Source organism: Pseudomonas kribbensis, assembly GCF_003352185.1.
Classification (GTDB): Bacteria; Pseudomonadota; Gammaproteobacteria; order Pseudomonadales; family Pseudomonadaceae; genus Aquipseudomonas; species Aquipseudomonas kribbensis.
In genome coordinates this window covers 5282840-5300700 of the sequence record NZ_CP029608.1, presented here as the reverse complement: position 1 = coordinate 5300700, position 17861 = coordinate 5282840, and the positions used below count along the sequence as shown (strand labels likewise).

Below are 17861 nucleotides of genomic sequence, written 5' to 3'. Positions count from 1 at the left end.
GCAACTCCTCGGGTTCAATCGTGCAGGACGCTGGCGCTTCCCCGGTCGAACAACAGACCGGCCTGACTGCCCACGGCAAAACGCAGGCTCTGATCGATGCAGTTGGGCGTGCGCACGGTGAGGCGCGAACCGTCGCCGAGGCTGACCTGGTATTGCAGGTCGGTGCCCAGATAAATCTGTGCTTCGACCCGGCACGGCAGCGCCGCCTCCGTGTTGGCCTGCACCAGGTGCAGGCGCTCGGGGCGCACCGACAGGGTCACGCTGGCACCCGGTTGCACGTCGTTGCACGGTTGCGCCGGCAGCGGATGTCCGGCCGGCCCGGCGAACCACGCCATGCCGTCCTCGACTCGAGTGACGCTGGCCTGAATAAAGTTGGTTTCGCCGATGAAATCGGCCACGAAGCGATTGCGCGGCCGTTCGTAGATGTCCTCCGGGCGACCGACTTGTTGCACTTCGCCTTCGGACAGCACGGCGATGCGGTCGGACATGGTCAGTGCTTCTTCCTGGTCGTGGGTGACGAAGATGAAGGTGATGCCGGTCCTGGCCTGGATGGTTTTCAGCTCTTCGCGCATGGCCTGGCGCAGCTTGAGATCAAGTGCCGACAGCGGCTCGTCAAGCAACAGGACTTTGGGATGCGGCGCCAGAGCACGGGCGAGGGCGACGCGCTGCTGCTGGCCTCCTGAGAGTTGCGCCGGTTTGCGATTGGCGAAGCGCTCCATCTGCACCAGGGCAAGCATCTCGCGCACACGCTCGGCGATCTGCGCCTTGTTCAGGACCTTGCCCATCGGGTGCGATTCAAGGCCGAAGGCCAGGTTTTCGGCGATGGTCATGTGCGGGAACAGTGCGTAGTGCTGGAACACCGTGTTGACCGGGCGCTGGAACGGCGGGCGCTCGGCGATGTTTTCGCCGTAGAGCAGGATCTCGCCCTGGGTCGGAAACTCGAACCCGGCAATCATCCGCAGCAGCGTGGTCTTGCCGCAGCCGGAGGGTCCGAGAAGGGTGAAGAATTCGTTGTCGCGGATATCCAGATCGATGTTTTTCAACGCCACCGGACCGGTGGACGGATCGCCGTAGACCTTGCGCACCGAGCGGATCGACACCGCCAGCGTTTGCAGCGAATGCAGGGCATTCATGCGTTACCTCCGATTCCCCCATCGCCTGCGATTGCGCTGTTGGTCAGCGAATCTGTCGGGCCATGGATATTATTTTTCTGGGCAGGATCGAGATTGCGTACGGGGTGAAACCAGCTGTTTTGTTGTTCTGCTGTGGCTCGATTATCGGCGAGGGGTTGCGCGGGGCGAAACTTCAATTTAAACATGGCAGGTGTTAGTTAATTTAATACCGACAGGTGCCAGAAACATGCCCGACCACCGTTTGCCGCCACTCAATGCAGTGCGCGCGTTCGATGCCGCTGCCCGCCTGGGCAGCTATGTCGAGGCGTCGAAAGCCTTGCACGTGACTCAGCCGGCGATTGGCCGGCATGTGAAGTTGCTGGAAGACTGGCTGGGCATTCAGCTGTTCGAACGCACGTCGCGCGGCGTCAACCTGACGCCGGCCGGTGAGAAGTACCACCGCAAGATCGCGGCCGCCCTGCAGTTGATCATCGAGGCCGGCAAGGAGGCACGCCCCAAAGAGGCCGAGCGCTGGCTGCGGATCATGGTGGTGCCGGGCTTTGCCAAACGCTGGCTGATGCCGCGCATCGAGGCCATGCGTCACCTGCGCCCGGGGTTGAAGTTTGCCATTGAACCGAATTCGACCTTCACCGAAGTGGACGGCAAAAGTGCCGATCTCGGCATCGTCTACGGTCTCGACGGGCAGTACGCGGACTCCCGTGAAGCGTTGATCTGCCCCCGCGTGTTTCCGATCTGCACTCCGCAATACCTGGCAAGCATCGAGCCGCTCGGCGGTCCGGCCGATCTGGTCCGGCACGAGTTGATCCACGTCGATGACGGCGAGTGGTGGAACCTGTGGTTCGCCGCCCATGACCTCGATATTCACCTCAATTCCGACATGCTCTACGTCAACAACGATCACGCGTTATCGGTGGCCGAGAGCGGGCAGGGCATCGCGCTGGCCAATGAGGTGCTGGTTCGCGAAGAACTCAGGTCCGGCAAACTGGTGCGTGCAGTGGACGCTCAGGTGAAGCTGGAAAGCTATCGGGTGCTGACGCCGTCCGCCGAGCTGTCGGCGGATGCGGCGTGGTTCATTCAATGGCTCAAGTCCGAACTGGAAAAGGACTTCCCCGAAGCGCTGATCAACTGAGCCGGAAGCGTGCGGTGTTGTCGCTCAAGGCCTTGCTGCCCTGGCTCAAGGTGTCTGCCGCCAGGTTGACCGCCCGCGCGCCGTCGAGCAGGCGAACCGCTGCCTGATCGACCTGCTGGATATTGCCGCTGACTTCATCTGCGGTGCTGGCCTGTTCTTCCACCGCCGTGGCGATCTGGGCGAGGGTGTCGGTGACGCTCTGTACGGCACTGGCGATTTCCCCCAGACGTTCGCCCAGCCCGGTGACGGCTTCGGCATCCGATTGCGCCTGGCCGCAGGCCGCCTCCATCAGGCTCACCGCTTCATTGACCGTGTTGCGCAGGCTGTCGACCGTACCGGCGATCTGCGCGGTGGACGATTGCGTACGCTGCGAGAGGCTGCGCACCTCGTCGGCCACCACGGCAAAACCGCGACCCTGTTCACCGGCGCGAGCGGCTTCGATGGCGGCGTTCAGCGCCAGCAGGTTGGTCTGCTCGGCGACGCCGCGAATGGTGTCGACCACCAGTTGAATCTGCTGCCCCTGCTCGCTGACCCGACCCAGCGCTGCCGCCGTTTCGTTCAGACGCTGATTGAGCTGTTGAATGCTCGCGGTGGTGCGTTGACTGTCGCGGCTGCTGTCGGTGGCGATGCGCCGGGTCTGCTGGGCGCTGCCGGAGGCCTGTTCGCAACTCTGCGCCACACCTTGGGAAGTGGCCGCCAATTGCGTGGCGGCGGCAGCGATCTGGCTGATCTGCAATTGCTGGGCTTCGACTTCGCTGAGCGCGCCGCTGGAGTGATCGTTGAGGCTGCGCACGGCGTGGCTCAGTTGCGAGGTTTCGTGATCGACGCCCAGAAGGCTGGTGCGCAATTGCACCACGGCCACGTTGAGCGCGGTGCTGATCGAAGCCAGTTCATCGCGACCCACGACAGGCACCTGCAGGCTCAGATTGCCGTCGCGCAATGCTTCGGCGAGCACCGTGATGCCGCTGGCGCTGCGACGGATCGAGGCTTGCAGGCAGACGAACAGGTACAGCGCTGCGAGCAACAGGCAACCGAACACCGCCGCGACCACGATGAACTGACGGATGGCCGAGCCGTGGTAATCGTCCAGTCGCTGATCCAGCGCCACCAGTGATTGCTGACGCAGCGTGGCGAGGTTGCCGAGCAGGGCATCGAGGCTGCGTTCGAAGTCTTCCGGTTTGAGATTGATGCTGCCGCCGAACACGCCGTCATCCAGCACCTTCAAACCGGTATCCAGTTGTTTGAGGCTGTCGTGATACTGCCCGGCCCAGCCTTGCAGGTCGTTCGGCAGTCGCGCTTCCAGCAGGCTTGCCGTTTTAACAAGCTGTTCGCGGGCATCACCGATGCGGCTGCGCAGGTCCCGCAGTTGCAGGCGACTTTGCAGGGTGAACTGACCGGAGACTACGGATGCTTGCCCGACCGCCGCGAGTCGGCCGACCCGTTCGATCAGGTCCGGTGCATGTTGAGTGGAAATCTGCGTCAACAGATAGGTTTCGAGCCACGGCGCGAGGATCAGCCGATTGTCCATCGCGATCTGCTCACGCAATGCCTGAAGGGCGCTGAGAGCGTTGGTGAAACGATCGTAACCGTCCGGCCACCAGCCGACGCCGGCCAGGCTCTTGGAGTCCAGACCGCCGAGCGCGGTTTGCAGGGTTTGATAACGGGCCAGGGTTTCACCTTCTGCAGCTTCGGCTTGCAAGGCATTGCCCAGATCCACTGTGGCCTGTGCGACGGCAGGTTGTACGGCATCGAATGCAGCCATGGCCGCGAGGGTGGCGGGCGTCGGTTGGCGGTTGGTTTCCGTGGCACGCCAGCGAGCTGCGCGGTCGCGCTGAGCGGCGAGCAGGTTGTCGAGGGCATCGAGGGCGAGCAACTGCCGCACGCCGGCACGCTCACCGGAAATCAGGTTGAGCTTGACGCGATAGTCCTGGCCGATCATCAACAGGCTGCCGGCCAACGGCAGGATGAACAGCAGAAACAACAACTGGAATTTACGCGCGAAGCCAAACCGCCCCAGCAATTTGATCCCCGGTAACAAGAAAGCCTGCATGCCCCATGACTCCTCTGGACACCACGCACCATTGGCGTGCGCCGCGCTCTTTGCGAGCGCGATCCGTGCCCTGCTAAAAGACTTCGAAAGTCCACTCTCGCCCGCTCTGTAGGCAGACTCTGTAGCAGAACTTCCCATTCTCGATCCCCTTTGTAAGGGGGCCGCGTTCAAGCAGAGAAGCAAGGCAAGAATCAGACCACGGCCTTGCGCTATCACTTTTACTGCGATGAATGAATAGTTCGTTAGCTGGCTAAGGGGATGGCGCTGGTGCACCGAAAAATGGCACATTGACGCACCTGCCTGCGTGCACCCATCTGCTGTACGGAAACTCCCATGGCTATCAGCAACGTTCAGACCGCCGCTGCGTCGGCGTCCGCTCCTCCCCAAAGCAGCCCACTGGTGATGCGCATCATCGGTGCGGTGGCGCTGGCGCATTTGATCAACGACCTGATCCAGTCAGTGCTGCCGTCGATCTATCCGATGCTCAAGGCCAACTACGGCTTGAGTTTCACTCAGGTCGGCCTGATTACCCTGACCTTTCAATTGACCGCGTCGCTGTTGCAGCCGTGGGTCGGTTATCACACTGACCGGCATCCGAAACCGTGGCTGTTGCCGGCTGGTTCCGTGTGCACGTTGATCGGCATTGTGATGATGTCTGTGGTCGGCAGTTTCCCGCTGATTTTGTTGGCGGCTGCGCTGATCGGTATCGGTTCCTCGACCTTTCACCCGGAAGCTTCTCGCATCGCACGATTGGCTTCCGGCGGGCGCTTCGGTTTGGCGCAATCGACCTTCCAGGTCGGTGGCAACGCTGGTTCTGCATTCGGCCCGTTGCTGGCGGCGGCAATCATCATTCCGTTTGGGCAGGGCAATGTGGCGTGGTTCGGGCTGTTCGCAGTATTTGCGCTGTTCGTGCTGTACCGCATCAGTCGCTGGTACGCCCATCACCTGAACCTGTTCAAGCTCAAGGCCGGTCAGGCTGCCACTCATGGACTGTCGAAGGGCAGGGTGATCAGCGCGCTGGTGGTGCTCGGGTTGCTGGTCTTCTCCAAGTATTTCTACATGGCCAGCCTGACCAGTTACTTCACCTTCTACCTGATCGAAAAGTTCGACCTGTCGGTGGCCAGTTCCCAGTTGCACCTGTTCCTGTTCCTTGGCGCTGTGGCGGCGGGCACGTTCTTCGGCGGGCCGATTGGCGACAAGATCGGCCGTAAGGCGGTGATCTGGTTCTCGATCCTCGGGGTGGCGCCGTTTACTTTGCTGATGCCGCATGTCGACCTGTTCTGGACCAGCGTCCTGAGCGTGGTGATCGGCTTCATTCTGGCGTCGGCCTTCTCGGCCATCGTGGTGTACGCGCAGGAACTGGTGCCGGGCAATGTCGGGATGATTGCCGGGGTGTTCTTCGGTCTGATGTTCGGCTTTGGCGGGATTGGTGCGGCGTTGCTCGGGCATCTGGCGGACATTCACGGCATCGAATACGTGTACTTCCTGTGCTCTTTCCTGCCGTTGTTCGGGGTGCTGGCGATCTTTCTGCCAAAAACCAAAAAGGCCTGACGGGCTGAATTTCAGGCACAAAAAAGCCGCGTATCGAACGCGGCTTTTTCTTGGGTGGAGCTTTTACACGTTGAAGCGGAAGTGCATCACGTCGCCATCTTTAACGATGTAGTCCTTGCCTTCCAGACGCCATTTACCGGCTTCCTTGGTGCCTGCTTCGCCCTTGTACTGGATGAAGTCGTTGTAGGCGATCACTTCGGCGCGGATGAAGCCTTTCTCGAAGTCGGTGTGGATCACGCCGGCAGCTTGCGGTGCGGTGGCACCGACGCGGACGGTCCAGGCGCGGACTTCTTCGACACCGGCGGTGAAGTAGGTCTGCAGGTGCAGCATTTCGTAGCCGGCGCGGATCACGCGGTTCAGGCCAGGCTCTTCCAGGCCCAGGGCCTCGAGGAACATGTCTTTCTCTTCACCGTCGTCCAGCTCGGCGATTTCCGCTTCGATCTTGTTGCAGACCGGAACGACCATGGCGCCTTCTTCTTCGGCGATGGCCTTGACCACGTCCAGGTGCGGGTTGTTCTCGAAACCGTCTTCAGCGACGTTGGCGATGTACATGACCGGCTTGGTGGTCAGCAGGTGGAAGCCCTTGATGATCGCCTTCTCGTCGGTGCTCATGTTCTTCATCAGGCTGCGCGCAGGCTTGCCTTCGGTGAAGTGCGGGATCAATTGCTCCAGCAGGGCCTTCTGGGCCACTGCGTCCTTGTCACCGCCCTTGGCGTTGCGCGCGACTTTCTGCAGTTGCTTCTCGCAGCTGTCGAGGTCGGCGAAGATCAGCTCCAGGTCGATGATTTCGATGTCGCGCTTCGGGTCGACGCTGTTGGAAACGTGGATCACGTTTTCGTCTTCGAAGCAGCGCACCACGTGAGCGATGGCGTCGGTTTCACGGATGTTGGCCAGGAACTTGTTGCCCAGGCCTTCACCTTTCGATGCGCCGGCCACCAGGCCTGCGATGTCGACGAATTCCATGGTGGTCGGCAGGATGCGCTTCGGATTGACGATTTCCGCCAGAGCATTCAGGCGTGGATCCGGCATCGGCACGATGCCGCTGTTCGGCTCGATGGTGCAGAAGGGGAAGTTCTCGGCCGCGATCCCGGATTTGGTCAGGGCGTTGAACAGGGTGGACTTGCCGACGTTAGGCAGGCCGACGATGCCGCAATTGAATCCCATGGTGTTTCCCCTCGGATTAGAGTCAGGCCTTCTGGCTGTGCAGGTTTTTCATCGCGCGGTTCCATTCACCGGCGAGGATATCCGGCAGCACGCCGAGGGCAAAGTCGATGCTGGCATCGAGTTTTTCCTGTTCGGCGCGTGGCGCACGACCCAGGACGAAATTTGAAACCATACTGGCGACGCCCGGGTGGCCGATGCCAAGCCGCAGGCGGTGGAACGTATTCTGATTGCCCAATTGCGCAATGATGTCGCGCAACCCGTTGTGACCGCCATGGCCGCCACCAACCTTGAGCTTGGCGACGCCCGGAGGCAGATCGAGTTCGTCGTGTGCCACCAGGATTTCTTCAGGCTTGATGCGGAAGAAACCGGCGAGTGCCGCCACGGCCTGGCCGCTGCGGTTCATGTAGGTGGTGGGAATCAGCAGACGAACATCCTGACCCTGATGCGAAAAACGCCCGGTCAGGCCGAAATACTTGCGATCGGCCACGAGATTCACGTTCTGTGCGTGGGCGATGCGCTCAACAAAAAGGGCCCCTGCGTTATGCCGGGTCTGTTCGTATTCGGCACCTGGATTTCCCAGGCCAACGATCAGTTTGATGGCAGTCACGATAGGGGCCCTTCCTTGGAGTGGTGGATAACATCGCCGCGATCGGGGAAGGCGGCGAAAGTGGACGAAAAATGCTCATTTACCATGGATGTAAACTCCGCGTTCCCGCCCGCTTTCTCGCTACGTTCCAGTCCGCGATGTTACCTGTTCACTCCGGCTTTACAGAGTGATTACTCTGCAGCGCCTTCGGCAGCTTCTGGAGCAACACGTGGAGCGTGGACGTTGGCAACAGCCTTGTCATCGCCGTGTGCCAGAGCAACGAACTCAACACCTTTAGGAGCTTTCAGGTCCGACAGGTGAATGATGGTGCCGATTTCGGCTTTGGCCAGGTCGACTTCGATGAACTCAGGCAGGTCTTTGGCTTCGCAGGAAACTTCGATTTCTGCAACAACGTGCGAGATCTCGCCGCCTTTCTTGACCGGAGCTTCTTCGTTGATGAAGTGCACTGGAACAACGGCAGTCAGTTTCTTGCCGGCAACAACGCGTACGAAGTCGGCGTGCATGATGAACTGCTTGGCCGGGTGACGCTGCATGGCTTTAACAACCACGTCTTGCTTGACGCCGCCGATGTTCAGTTGGATGACGTGGCTGAAAGCAGCCTCGTCTTCGAACAGCTTGGCTACTTCTTTAGCCAGCATCATGATGGACTCAGGAGCCTTGTCACCACCGTAGACAACGGCAGGAACCTGGCTGGCGAGACGACGCAGGCGGCGGCTCGCACCTTTCCCCAGGTCGGTACGCGCTTCGGCGTTCAGGATGAAATCAGTCATTTTGTATCTCCAAAATAGCCATGTCCGGGCGACGTCTGCGACCGACGTCAAAGCGGCATGGGCAAAAAAGCCCCGCCCCAACATGAGTGTTGGGGCGGGGCGCTTTTCGTCAACGAGACATTTCGAGAAGGGCAGGGCCCTTAACGGAACATCGCGCTGATCGATTCTTCATTGCTGATGCGGCGAACCGCTTCGGCAACAACCGGTGCGATATCCAGTTGACGGATACGTGCACAGGCTTGTGCTGCTGCGGACAGCGGGATGGTGTTAGTGACCACCAGCTCGTCCAGCACGGAATTTTCGATATTCTCGATGGCCCGACCCGACAGCACAGGGTGTGTGCAGTAGGCAAAGACCTTGGCTGCGCCATGCTCTTTCAGGGCCTTGGCCGCGTGGCACAGGGTGCCGGCGGTATCGACCATGTCATCGACCAGGATGCAGGTACGCCCTTCGACATCACCGATGATATGCATCACTTCAGAGTGATTGGCTTTCTCACGGCGTTTGTCGATGATCCCGAGATCCACGCCCAGCGACTTGGCAACAGCACGTGCACGCACGACGCCACCAATGTCCGGGGACACGATCATCAGGTTCTCGAAGCGCTGATCTTCGATGTCATCCACCAGAACCGGGGAGCCGTAGATGTTATCTACCGGAATATCGAAGAAACCCTGAATCTGGTCAGCATGCAGATCAACCGTGAGAACACGGTCGATGCCGACTACGGTAAGCATGTCAGCAACGACTTTCGCGCTGATAGCCACACGTGCGGAACGCGGACGGCGATCCTGACGGGCATAACCAAAATAAGGAATAACAGCAGTGATACGAGTAGCCGAGGAGCGGCGGAAGGCATCAGCCATCACTACCAGTTCCATCAGGTTATCGTTGGTCGGAGCGCAAGTCGGCTGAATAATGAAAACGTCTTTACCGCGAACGTTTTCATTGATCTCGGCTGTAATTTCGCCGTCGGAGAATTTACCGACAGAGATGTCACCGAGAGGGATATGCAGCTGACGTACGACACGCCGAGCCAGATCGGGGTTAGCGTTCCCCGTAAAGACCATCATCTTGGACACGCGCAGTACCTAGAGGCTGAGGGTAACCTGGATGAGTATAGAAAATGGCAGGGGCGGCTGGATTCGAACCAACGCATGGCAGGATCAAAACCTGCTGCCTTACCGCTTGGCGACGCCCCTGTATCTGTTGCTTGCAAGTGCCGGGCACTTGGTTCCTTTAGAGCAGACTTTGCAGCTTGCGATGCAACATCGAAACGTTGCTTCCTTTTGCTACAAACCCTGTAAGGGTCTCTGTCAGAAGGGCCGAAACTTTATCAGCTTCAGCTTTGCTTGGGAAGCCCCCAAACACACAACTTCCAGTTCCGGTGAGTTTTGCTTCGGTAAAATTACCTAGCAAATTCAATGCGTTACGTACTTCTGGATAACGCCTTGCTACCACCGGCAAGCAGTCATTTCGACTGTTTCCCTCGGGAACGGGGCGCACTTTAATGGGCGGCGTGTTACGTGTCAACAATGGATCTGAAAAAATTTCTGCCGTACTAACAGAGACTTGCGGGACGAGCACGACATACCACGGTTCGGCGGGCTCGACCGGGGTCAGTTTCTCGCCGACACCTTCGGCGAAAGCCGCGTGGCCACGGACGAACACCGGCACGTCGGCGCCCAGGCTCAGACCCAGTGTTGCCAGTCGATCTTCATCCCAGCCCAACTGCCAAAGATGATTGAGGCCGAGCAGGGTGGTCGCCGCATTCGAGCTGCCACCACCGATGCCGCCGCCCATCGGCAGGATCTTGTCGATCCAGATATCGATGCCGAGGGCGCAGCCGGATTGCTCTTGCAGTTTTTTCGCCGCACGCACGATCAGGTTGCTGTCGTGGGGCACGCCGTCGAATTCGGTGTGCAGGCGAATCACGCCATCGTCGCGGACGGCGAAGGTGATTTCGTCGCCGTAGTCGAGGAACTGAAAAATCGTCTGCAACTCGTGATAACCGTCTTCACGACGACCGAGAATGTGCAGCATCAGATTGAGTTTGGCCGGAGAAGGCAGCGTCAGGCGTGGAGCGGTCATGCTTATTGCCCCAATTTACGCGGTTGCCAGGTCTTGATGACCAGGGTCACGTCCAGATCGGTGCCGTGCAGTTTGATCCGCTCGGGGAGCCAGTAACCGTTCTGTTCGGCATAACCGAGGTACTCGACCTGCCAGCCGTCCTGTTCCAGGTTGGCCAGGCGACTGTCGGCATCGAGGGTCAGGCGACTCTTGCTGGCCGGGGCTGGCAGGCCGCGAACCCACCAGGACAGGTTCGATACCGGCAGTTTCCAGCCGAGTTGTTCTTCCAGCAGGACTTCCGGGGATTGCGCGTCATAGCGCCCCTGATTGGCGACTTCCAGCGAAACCTTGCCCGGGCGACCGGTCAGTCGTGCCGCGCCACGGCCCAGCGGGCCGGACAGGCGGATGTCGTAATAATCCTGGCGCTGCAGCCAGAACAGCGTGCCGCTCCCCGAATCTTTCGGGGCGCGGATGCCGATCTTGCCGTCGATCTGCCAACCGTCGAGGCCGGTCAGTTGCTGTTTGTTCGCGGCCCATTGTGCCGGGCTGCCATGGCCCTCGACGGATTCGCGGGCGCCGAAGCCCGCGCAACCGGCGAGCAGGGCGATGAAGCTGAAAACGATGACGTGGCGCAAAAACATGGGTTAAAGAGTCTCGGATCCGGTCAGGCGCTTGATGGTGCTGCGCAGAATGGTGCTGTCGGGCTGATCCTTGAGGAATTTGCCCCAGATTTGTTTGGCTTCGCGCTGGTTGCCCTTGGTCCACAGGACTTCGCCCAGGTGAGCGGCGACTTCGTGATCGGGGAAACGCTCCAGCGCCTGACGCAGATACTTCTCGGCGTCATCCAGGTTGCCCATGCGGAAATTCACCCAGCCGAGGCTGTCGAGTACCGCCGGGTCTTCCGGATTGATCTGGTGCGCCTGCTCGATCAGCGCCTTGGCTTCGGCGTAGCGCGTGGTGCGGTCGGACAGGGTGTAGCCGAGGGCATTGAGCGCCATGGCATTGTCCGGATCGCGCTTGATGATCAGGCGCAGGTCTTTTTCCATCTGCGCCAAGTCATTGCGTTTTTCCGCCTGCATGGCCCGGGTATAGAGCAGATTCAGATCGTCCGGGTATTGCAGCAACGCCTGTTGCAGGACTTTCCAGGCCTTGTCGCCCTGATTGTTGGCGGACAGGGTCTCGGCCTCGATCAGGTACAGCTGGATCGCGTAATCCGGCTGCGCATCACGTTCGGCGGCCAGTTTGCTCTGGGCCTCGGCGGTCTTGCCGTTGTTCATCAGGATGTCGGCCTGACGCAATTGCGCCGGCAGATAGTCGTTGCCCGGTCCGACCTGGGCGTACTCGATCAGTGCGCCTTGCGGGTCGTTGCGTTCTTCGGCAATACGCCCCAGGTTCAGGTGCGCGGAATCGACATGGCTTTCCCGGGCGATCAGGTCTTCCAGGTAACCCTTGGCCTCGTCCCAGGCCTTGGCTTCCAGGCAGACTAATGCCAGCGAGTAACGCAGTTCGTCGTCTTCCGGGTATTGCTGGACCAGTGTCGAGAACTCGACCTTGGCGTCGTCCATCCGGTCCTGTTCCACCAGCATCCGCGCGTAAGTCAGGCGCAGGCGCTTGTCGTCCGGGTATTTCTTGATGTTCTTCTGCAGCAGCGGCAGGGCCTCGTCGCCACGGTTCAGCCCTTGCAGCAGGCGGGCCCGCAGCAGGATCGGGGCAATTTCGCCGTCGTCCGGCGGATTGTCTTCGAGCAAGGTCAGCGCACCTTTGGTGTCGCCGTCCTGCTGCATCAGCAGGGCCTTGCCGAAAATCAGCTGATTGTTGTGCGGGTGACGCTGCAGCAGGCGGTCGAAGCTTTTCATCAGACCGTTGCGGGTTTCCTGATCGGTGTCGGCGGCCGACAGCGCGAGGAAGTCGAAATGGGTGTCGCCCTTGCCCTGCAGGACTTTCTCCATATAGACCATCGAGTCGTCATAACGCCCGGCGCGTGCCAGTTGCACGGCGGCGGCGCGTTGCGCTTCGAGGTCATCCGGGGCGTTTTTTGCCCAGATCAATGCGGTATCCAGCGCCGGTTGATCCGCGCCCAGGTACTCGGCAATACGGAACGCCCGCTCGGAAACACCCGGGTCCTGGGTGTTGATGGCCTGGGTCACGTAGTTGTCCAGGGCAATGTCGAAACGATTGCGCTGGCCAGCGAGTTCGGCGCTCAGCAGGCTGAACACCGTTTCCTGGCTGAACGAGCTGTAAACCTTGGGCTTTTCAGGGGCTGGCGTGGTGTCTTCGACCGATGAGGTGCCATCGTGCGAAACGGGGGCCAAGGCCTGGCAGCCGCTGAGGAAGACAAAAGCTAGGAGCAACGCGGAAGATCTATTCATATAGGAAAAGGACGACTAACCTGCGGTCGGATCATCATGACACAAGCCTTCGGCCAAACATAACCGAGTCTCGATTGTGGCCATTATAGGGGCCGACAATTGGGACAATAGTCAGCGGTAGTTGTTCTGAATCTGACGAAGTAGGACAATTGCCGGCTTCACGTCACCATCAGCGACCTTGAATGGCCTTCCTTGCACTCGGTATCAACCACAAGACTGCTTCAGTAGACGTCCGCGAGCGCGTGGCCTTTACCCCTGAGCAGCTGGTGGAGGCCTTGCAGCAGCTCTGCCGACTCACCGACAGCCGCGAAGCTGCGATCCTTTCCACCTGCAATCGCAGTGAACTGTATATAGAACAGGATCAGCTTTCGGCCGATATCGTGCTGCGCTGGCTGGCCGACTATCACCATTTAAGCCTCGATGAGCTGCGCGCGAGTGCTTATGTGCATGAAGATGATGCGGCAGTTCGTCACATGATGCGCGTCGCCTCCGGGCTCGACTCGCTGGTGCTGGGCGAACCGCAGATCCTCGGCCAGATGAAATCGGCCTACGCCGTGGCCCGCGAGGCCGGCACCATCGGGCCGCTGCTCGGCCGCTTGTTTCAGGCGACTTTCAACGCCGCCAAGCAAGTGCGCACCGATACCGCCATCGGCGAAAACCCGGTGTCCGTGGCGTTTGCCGCGGTCAGCCTGGCCAAACAGATTTTCAGCGACCTGCAACGCAGCCAGGCCCTGCTGATCGGCGCCGGAGAGACCATTACCCTGGTCGCCCGCCATCTGCATGATCTGGGGGTCAAGCGTATCGTGGTGGCCAACCGCACGCTGGAACGCGCCAGCCTGCTGGCCGAGCAGTTCGGTGCCCACGCAGTGTTGCTCTCGGACATTCCGGCCGAACTGGTGCGCAGCGACATCGTCATCAGTTCCACCGCCAGTCAGTTGCCGATCCTCGGCAAGGGCGCCGTTGAAAGCGCCCTGAAGCTGCGCAAGCACAAGCCGATCTTCATGGTCGACATCGCCGTTCCCCGGGATATTGAACCGGAAGTCGGCGAACTCGACGACGTTTACCTCTATAGCGTCGACGATCTGCACGAAGTGGTCGCCGAAAACCTCAAGAGCCGTCAGGGTGCAGCGCAAGCCGCCGAAGAGATGGTCTCGGTCGGCGCCGACGATTTCATGGTGCGCCTGCGCGAGCTGGCGGCGGTCGACGTGCTCAAGGCCTATCGTCAACAGAGCGAACGCCTGCGCGACGAAGAACTGCAAAAGGCCCTGCGCCTGCTGGCCAACGGCGGCAACGCCGAAGACGTGCTGGGCCAGTTGGCCCGTGGCCTGACCAATAAACTCCTGCACGCCCCGAGCGTGCAGTTGAAAAAGCTTTCTGCCGAAGGCCGCCTCGATGCGCTGGCCATGGCCCAGGAACTCTTTGCCCTCGAGGGCTCACCGGATAGCTTTTCGGATAAAAAACCGCAATGAAAGCGTCACTGCTCAATAAGCTGGATATCCTCCAGGACCGTTTCGAGGAACTGACGGCGCTGCTCGGCGACGCCGAAGTCATTTCCGACCAGACCAAATTCCGCGCCTATTCCAAGGAATACGCCGAAGTCGAGCCGGTCGTCGAAGCCTATAAACAGCTGCTCAAGGCCCAGGCCGATCTGGAAGGCGCCCAGGCGCTGCTCAAGGACGGCGACCCGGACATGCGCGAAATGGCCGTGGAAGAAGTCCGCGAAACCAAAGAGCAACTCATCGAGCTGGAAGCCACCTTGCAGCGCATGCTGCTGCCCAAGGACCCCAACGACGGGCGCAACGTCTTCCTCGAAATCCGCGCCGGCACCGGTGGCGACGAGGCGGCGATCTTCTCCGGCGACCTGTTCCGCATGTACTCGCGCTACGCCGAGAAACGCGGCTGGCGGGTGGAAATCCTCTCGGAGAACGAAGGCGAGCACGGCGGCTATAAAGAAGTCATCGCCCGGGTCGAAGGCGACAATGTCTACGGCAAGCTGAAATTCGAGTCCGGCGCCCACCGCGTACAACGCGTGCCGGCCACCGAATCCCAGGGCCGGATCCACACCTCGGCCTGCACCGTGGCTGTGTTGCCGGAGCCTGACGAGCAGGAAGCGATCGAGATCAACCCGGCGGACTTGCGCGTCGACACCTACCGTTCCTCCGGGGCCGGTGGTCAGCACGTCAACAAGACCGACTCGGCGATCCGTATCACCCACTTGCCGACCGGCATCGTGGTCGAGTGCCAGGAAGAACGTTCCCAGCACAAGAACCGGGCGCGGGCGATGGCCTGGCTGTCGGCCAAGCTCAACGACCAGCAGACCACCGCAGCGGCCAACGCCATCGCCAGCGAGCGTAAATTGCTGGTGGGTTCCGGTGACCGCTCCGAGCGGATCCGTACCTACAACTTTGCCCAGGGCCGGGTCACCGACCACCGCGTCAACCTGACCCTGTATTCCCTCGACGAAATCCTCGCCGGTGGCGTCGAAGCGGTGATCGAGCCGTTGCTGGCCGAATACCAGGCCGACCAACTGGCAGCGATAGGTGAATAAATGACCATCATCGCCAGCCTGTTGCGCGCCGCCGAACTGCCGGACTCGCCCACCGCACGCCTGGATGCCGAACTGCTCCTCGCTGCGGCGCTGGGCAAGTCCCGCAGTTTTCTCCACACCTGGCCCGAGCGCATCGTGCCGAGCGAAGCCGTGCTGGTCTTCACCGAATACCTGCAACGCCGCCGCAGCGGTGAGCCGGTGGCCTACATTCTCGGCCAGCAGGGTTTCTGGAAGCTGGATCTGGAAGTCGCGCCGCACACGCTGATCCCGCGCCCGGACACCGAACTGCTGGTGGAAGCCGCACTGGAATTGCTGCCGGCGACCCCGGCCAAGGTTCTCGACCTCGGCACCGGCAGCGGGGCGATTGCCCTGGCCCTGGCCAGTGAGCGTCCGGCATGGAACGTCACTGCGGTGGATCGCGTGCTGGAGGCCGTGGCCCTGGCCGAGCGCAACCGTCAGCGTCTGCACCTGAACAACGCTACGGTGCTCAGCAGTCACTGGTTCAGTGCCCTCGAAGGCAAGCGTTTCGAGCTGATCATCAGCAACCCGCCGTACATCCGCGCCGCCGATCCGCATCTGGTCGAAGGCGATGTGCGTTTCGAGCCGGAAAGCGCCTTGGTGGCCGGCATCGACGGGCTCGACGATCTGCGTCTGATCATCGCCCAGGCGCCGGCGCATCTGGTGGCCGGTGGCTGGCTGATGCTCGAACACGGCTATGATCAAGCCGAAGCCGTGCGCGATCTGTTGCTGACGCAAGGTTTCGAAGAAGTCCACAGCCGCACCGATCTGGGCGGCCATCAACGGATCAGCCTGGGGCGCCTGCCGTGCTGAATGATCAGGAATTGTTGCGCTACAGTCGGCAGATCCTCCTGCAACACATCGACATCGATGGTCAGTTGAAGCTCAAGGACAGCCGCGTGCTGATCGTCGGCCTCGGCGGTCTCGGCGCACCGGTTGCCTTGTATCTGGCGGCGGCGGGTGTCGGCGAGTTGCATCTGGCGGATTTCGACACGGTCGACCTGACCAACCTGCAACGCCAGATCATCCACGACACCGACAGCGTCGGCATGACCAAGGTCGATTCGGCGCTCAAGCGCCTGAGCGCGATCAATCCTGAAATCCGACTGGTGCCCCATCGTCAGGCACTGGACGAGGATTCCCTTGCCGCCGCCGTGGCAGCGGTGGATCTGGTACTCGACTGCTCGGACAATTTCTCCACCCGCGAAGCGGTCAACGCTGCGTGTGTGGCGGCGCGCAAACCGCTGGTCAGCGGCGCGGCGATCCGCCTCGAAGGACAACTGTCGGTGTTCGACCCGCGTCGCGCCGAGAGCCCTTGCTATCACTGCCTGTACGGTCACGGCAGCGAAGCCGAACTGACCTGCAGTGAAGCCGGCGTGGTCGGGCCGCTGGTGGGTCTGGTCGGCAGCCTGCAAGCGCTGGAAGCCTTGAAGCTGCTGGCGGGTTTCGGCGAGCCATTGGTGGGGCGCCTGCTGTTGATCGATGCACTGGGCTCGCGATTCCGTGAGCTGCGGGTCAAGCGTGATCCGGGATGCAGCGTCTGTGGTTCGCACCATGCGTGAAGCGCCGATCGCCGTATTCGATTCCGGCGTCGGTGGCCTGTCGGTGCTGGCGGAAATCCAGCATCTATTGCCCAATGAATCGCTGCTGTACCTCGGCGATTGCGGCCACATTCCTTATGGCGAGAAAACCCCGGAATTCATCCGCCAGCGTTGCAGCGTGATGGCCGGTTTTTTCCGCGAGCAGGGCGCCAAGGCGCTGGTGATCGCCTGCAACACCGCGACCGTGGCCGGCGTCGCCGAGCTGCGCCGTGATTTTCCCGACTGGCCGATTGTTGGCATGGAGCCGGCGGTCAAACCGGCTGCTGCGGCGACACGCAGTGGCGTGGTCGGCGTCCTCGCCACCACCGGCACCTTGCAGAGCGCGAAGTTCGCGGCTTTGCTCGACCGTTTTGCCACCGATATCCGGGTCATTACTCAGCCGTGCCCGGGGCTGGTGGAGCTGATCGAAAGCGGCGACCTGCACAGCGCCGAGTTGCGCGAGCTGCTTCACCGCTATGTCGAACCGCTGCTGGGCGCGGGTTGCGACACGATCATTCTCGGCTGCACCCATTACCCGTTCCTAAAGCCGTTGCTCAAGACGATGCTCCCCGCCGACATCAGTCTGATCGACACCGGCGCCGCCGTGGCCCGGCAACTTCAGCGTCTGCTGGCCGAGCGCGATCTGCTTGCCGAGGGCCCGAGCCGCTGCGCGAAATTCTGGACCAGCGCCGATCCGCAAGCCTTGAAAAACATCCTGCCGCTGCTGGGACAAACGCCTGGCGATGTGCAAAGCTTCGCGATGTAAAAAAGTTGTGCCATAACTGAAAAATCAGCTGAACTTCTGTTCAAGCGCCGATTTCTATAAGCGTCAAGCACACTAAAAACCATACGACCGTTAGGAAAAGGATGTT

Annotated in this window: 16 protein-coding genes and 1 tRNA gene; 7 read left to right on the top strand and 10 right to left on the bottom strand. The window is 60.9% G+C overall.

Features of this window, described 5'->3' with window-relative positions; genetic code table 11:
* Window positions 1-14 precede the first annotated feature (14 nt).
* Window positions 15-1133, bottom strand: coding sequence for an ABC transporter ATP-binding protein (locus DLD99_RS24175; RefSeq protein WP_114885515.1), 1119 nt, complete (start codon window positions 1131-1133; stop codon window positions 15-17).
* Between the two features lie 226 nt (window positions 1134-1359).
* Between DLD99_RS24175 and DLD99_RS24170 the strand changes: the two genes are divergently transcribed.
* The gene (locus tag DLD99_RS24170) at window positions 1360-2262 is read left to right on the top strand and encodes a LysR substrate-binding domain-containing protein (RefSeq protein WP_114885513.1); all 903 of its coding nucleotides are present in this window, start codon (window positions 1360-1362) and stop codon (window positions 2260-2262) included.
* On the opposite strand, the gene DLD99_RS24165 is transcribed toward DLD99_RS24170, so the two are convergent.
* A complete protein-coding gene (locus DLD99_RS24165; RefSeq protein ID WP_114885511.1) occupies window positions 2255-4312 on the bottom strand; it encodes a methyl-accepting chemotaxis protein in 2058 nt (685 codons plus the stop codon). The two genes, DLD99_RS24170 and DLD99_RS24165, sit on opposite strands and share 8 nt — an antisense overlap.
* A gap of 333 nt (window positions 4313-4645) precedes the next feature.
* Between DLD99_RS24165 and DLD99_RS24160 the strand changes: the two genes are divergently transcribed.
* The gene (locus DLD99_RS24160) at window positions 4646-5863 is read left to right on the top strand and encodes an MFS transporter (protein ID WP_114885509.1); all 1218 of its coding nucleotides are present in this window, start codon (window positions 4646-4648) and stop codon (window positions 5861-5863) included.
* 63 nt (window positions 5864-5926) lie between these two features.
* On the opposite strand, the gene ychF is transcribed toward DLD99_RS24160, so the two are convergent.
* From ychF to DLD99_RS24120, 8 genes are all read right to left on the bottom strand, one after another.
* Window positions 5927-7027 (bottom strand): redox-regulated ATPase YchF, encoded by a 1101-nt coding sequence (gene ychF, locus DLD99_RS24155; RefSeq protein ID WP_114885507.1) that lies wholly within the window; start codon window positions 7025-7027, stop codon window positions 5927-5929.
* A gap of 22 nt (window positions 7028-7049) precedes the next feature.
* Window positions 7050-7634, bottom strand: a complete 585-nt coding sequence (gene pth / locus DLD99_RS24150) for an aminoacyl-tRNA hydrolase (protein ID WP_007951726.1) — start codon at window positions 7632-7634, stop codon at window positions 7050-7052.
* Between the two features lie 170 nt (window positions 7635-7804).
* Window positions 7805-8404 (bottom strand): 50S ribosomal protein L25/general stress protein Ctc, encoded by a 600-nt coding sequence (locus DLD99_RS24145; RefSeq protein WP_085709289.1) that lies wholly within the window; start codon window positions 8402-8404, stop codon window positions 7805-7807.
* Between the two features lie 140 nt (window positions 8405-8544).
* Window positions 8545-9486, bottom strand: coding sequence for a ribose-phosphate pyrophosphokinase (locus tag DLD99_RS24140; RefSeq protein WP_003171603.1), 942 nt, complete (start codon window positions 9484-9486; stop codon window positions 8545-8547).
* Between the two features lie 45 nt (window positions 9487-9531).
* Window positions 9532-9606 (bottom strand) — tRNA-Gln (locus DLD99_RS24135).
* 37 nt (window positions 9607-9643) lie between these two features.
* Window positions 9644-10495, bottom strand: coding sequence for a 4-(cytidine 5'-diphospho)-2-C-methyl-D-erythritol kinase (gene ispE / locus DLD99_RS24130; protein ID WP_114885505.1), 852 nt, complete (start codon window positions 10493-10495; stop codon window positions 9644-9646).
* A 2-nt stretch (window positions 10496-10497) separates the two neighbouring features.
* A complete protein-coding gene (lolB, locus tag DLD99_RS24125) occupies window positions 10498-11115 on the bottom strand; it encodes a lipoprotein insertase outer membrane protein LolB (protein ID WP_085709291.1) in 618 nt (205 codons plus the stop codon).
* A 3-nt stretch (window positions 11116-11118) separates the two neighbouring features.
* A complete protein-coding gene (locus tag DLD99_RS24120; protein WP_114885503.1) occupies window positions 11119-12843 on the bottom strand; it encodes a tetratricopeptide repeat protein in 1725 nt (574 codons plus the stop codon).
* A gap of 182 nt (window positions 12844-13025) precedes the next feature.
* On the opposite strand from DLD99_RS24120, the gene hemA reads away from it, so the two are divergent.
* The 5 genes from hemA to murI are packed head-to-tail and all read left to right on the top strand — an operon-like array spanning window position 13026 to window position 17755.
* Complete coding sequence (gene hemA / locus DLD99_RS24115; RefSeq protein WP_085700892.1) at window positions 13026-14312, top strand: glutamyl-tRNA reductase; 1287 nt, start codon at window positions 13026-13028, stop codon at window positions 14310-14312.
* Entirely contained in the window at window positions 14309-15391 is a 1083-nt protein-coding gene (gene prfA, locus DLD99_RS24110) for a peptide chain release factor 1 (protein ID WP_114885501.1), read from the top strand. The genes hemA and prfA overlap by 4 nt, the downstream gene beginning before the upstream one ends.
* Window positions 15392-16222: a peptide chain release factor N(5)-glutamine methyltransferase gene (prmC, locus tag DLD99_RS24105; protein ID WP_085709294.1), complete on the top strand. Its 831-nt coding sequence runs from the start codon at window positions 15392-15394 to the stop codon at window positions 16220-16222.
* The gene (locus tag DLD99_RS24100) at window positions 16216-16971 is read left to right on the top strand and encodes a molybdopterin-synthase adenylyltransferase MoeB (RefSeq protein ID WP_114885500.1); all 756 of its coding nucleotides are present in this window, start codon (window positions 16216-16218) and stop codon (window positions 16969-16971) included. The genes prmC and DLD99_RS24100 overlap by 7 nt, the downstream gene beginning before the upstream one ends.
* Complete coding sequence (gene murI / locus DLD99_RS24095; RefSeq protein ID WP_114885498.1) at window positions 16964-17755, top strand: glutamate racemase; 792 nt, start codon at window positions 16964-16966, stop codon at window positions 17753-17755. Before DLD99_RS24100 ends, murI begins: the two co-directional genes overlap by 8 nt.
* Window positions 17756-17861: the final 106 nt, after the last annotated feature.

Coding starts and splice junctions, on each gene's coding strand:
- DLD99_RS24175 (WP_114885515.1), bottom strand. CDS start 1,133: ATGAATGCCCTGCATTCGCTGCAAACGCTGGCGGTGTCGATCCGCTCG.
- DLD99_RS24170 (WP_114885513.1), top strand. CDS start 1,360: ATGCCCGACCACCGTTTGCCGCCACTCAATGCAGTGCGCGCGTTCGAT.
- DLD99_RS24165 (WP_114885511.1), bottom strand. CDS start 4,312: ATGCAGGCTTTCTTGTTACCGGGGATCAAATTGCTGGGGCGGTTTGGC.
- DLD99_RS24160 (WP_114885509.1), top strand. CDS start 4,646: ATGGCTATCAGCAACGTTCAGACCGCCGCTGCGTCGGCGTCCGCTCCT.
- ychF (WP_114885507.1), bottom strand. CDS start 7,027: ATGGGATTCAATTGCGGCATCGTCGGCCTGCCTAACGTCGGCAAGTCC.
- DLD99_RS24145 (WP_085709289.1), bottom strand. CDS start 8,404: ATGACTGATTTCATCCTGAACGCCGAAGCGCGTACCGACCTGGGGAAA.
- ispE (WP_114885505.1), bottom strand. CDS start 10,495: ATGACCGCTCCACGCCTGACGCTGCCTTCTCCGGCCAAACTCAATCTG.
- lolB (WP_085709291.1), bottom strand. CDS start 11,115: ATGTTTTTGCGCCACGTCATCGTTTTCAGCTTCATCGCCCTGCTCGCC.
- DLD99_RS24120 (WP_114885503.1), bottom strand. CDS start 12,843: ATGAATAGATCTTCCGCGTTGCTCCTAGCTTTTGTCTTCCTCAGCGGC.
- hemA (WP_085700892.1), top strand. CDS start 13,026: ATGGCCTTCCTTGCACTCGGTATCAACCACAAGACTGCTTCAGTAGAC.
- prfA (WP_114885501.1), top strand. CDS start 14,309: ATGAAAGCGTCACTGCTCAATAAGCTGGATATCCTCCAGGACCGTTTC.
- prmC (WP_085709294.1), top strand. CDS start 15,392: ATGACCATCATCGCCAGCCTGTTGCGCGCCGCCGAACTGCCGGACTCG.
- murI (WP_114885498.1), top strand. CDS start 16,964: ATGCGTGAAGCGCCGATCGCCGTATTCGATTCCGGCGTCGGTGGCCTG.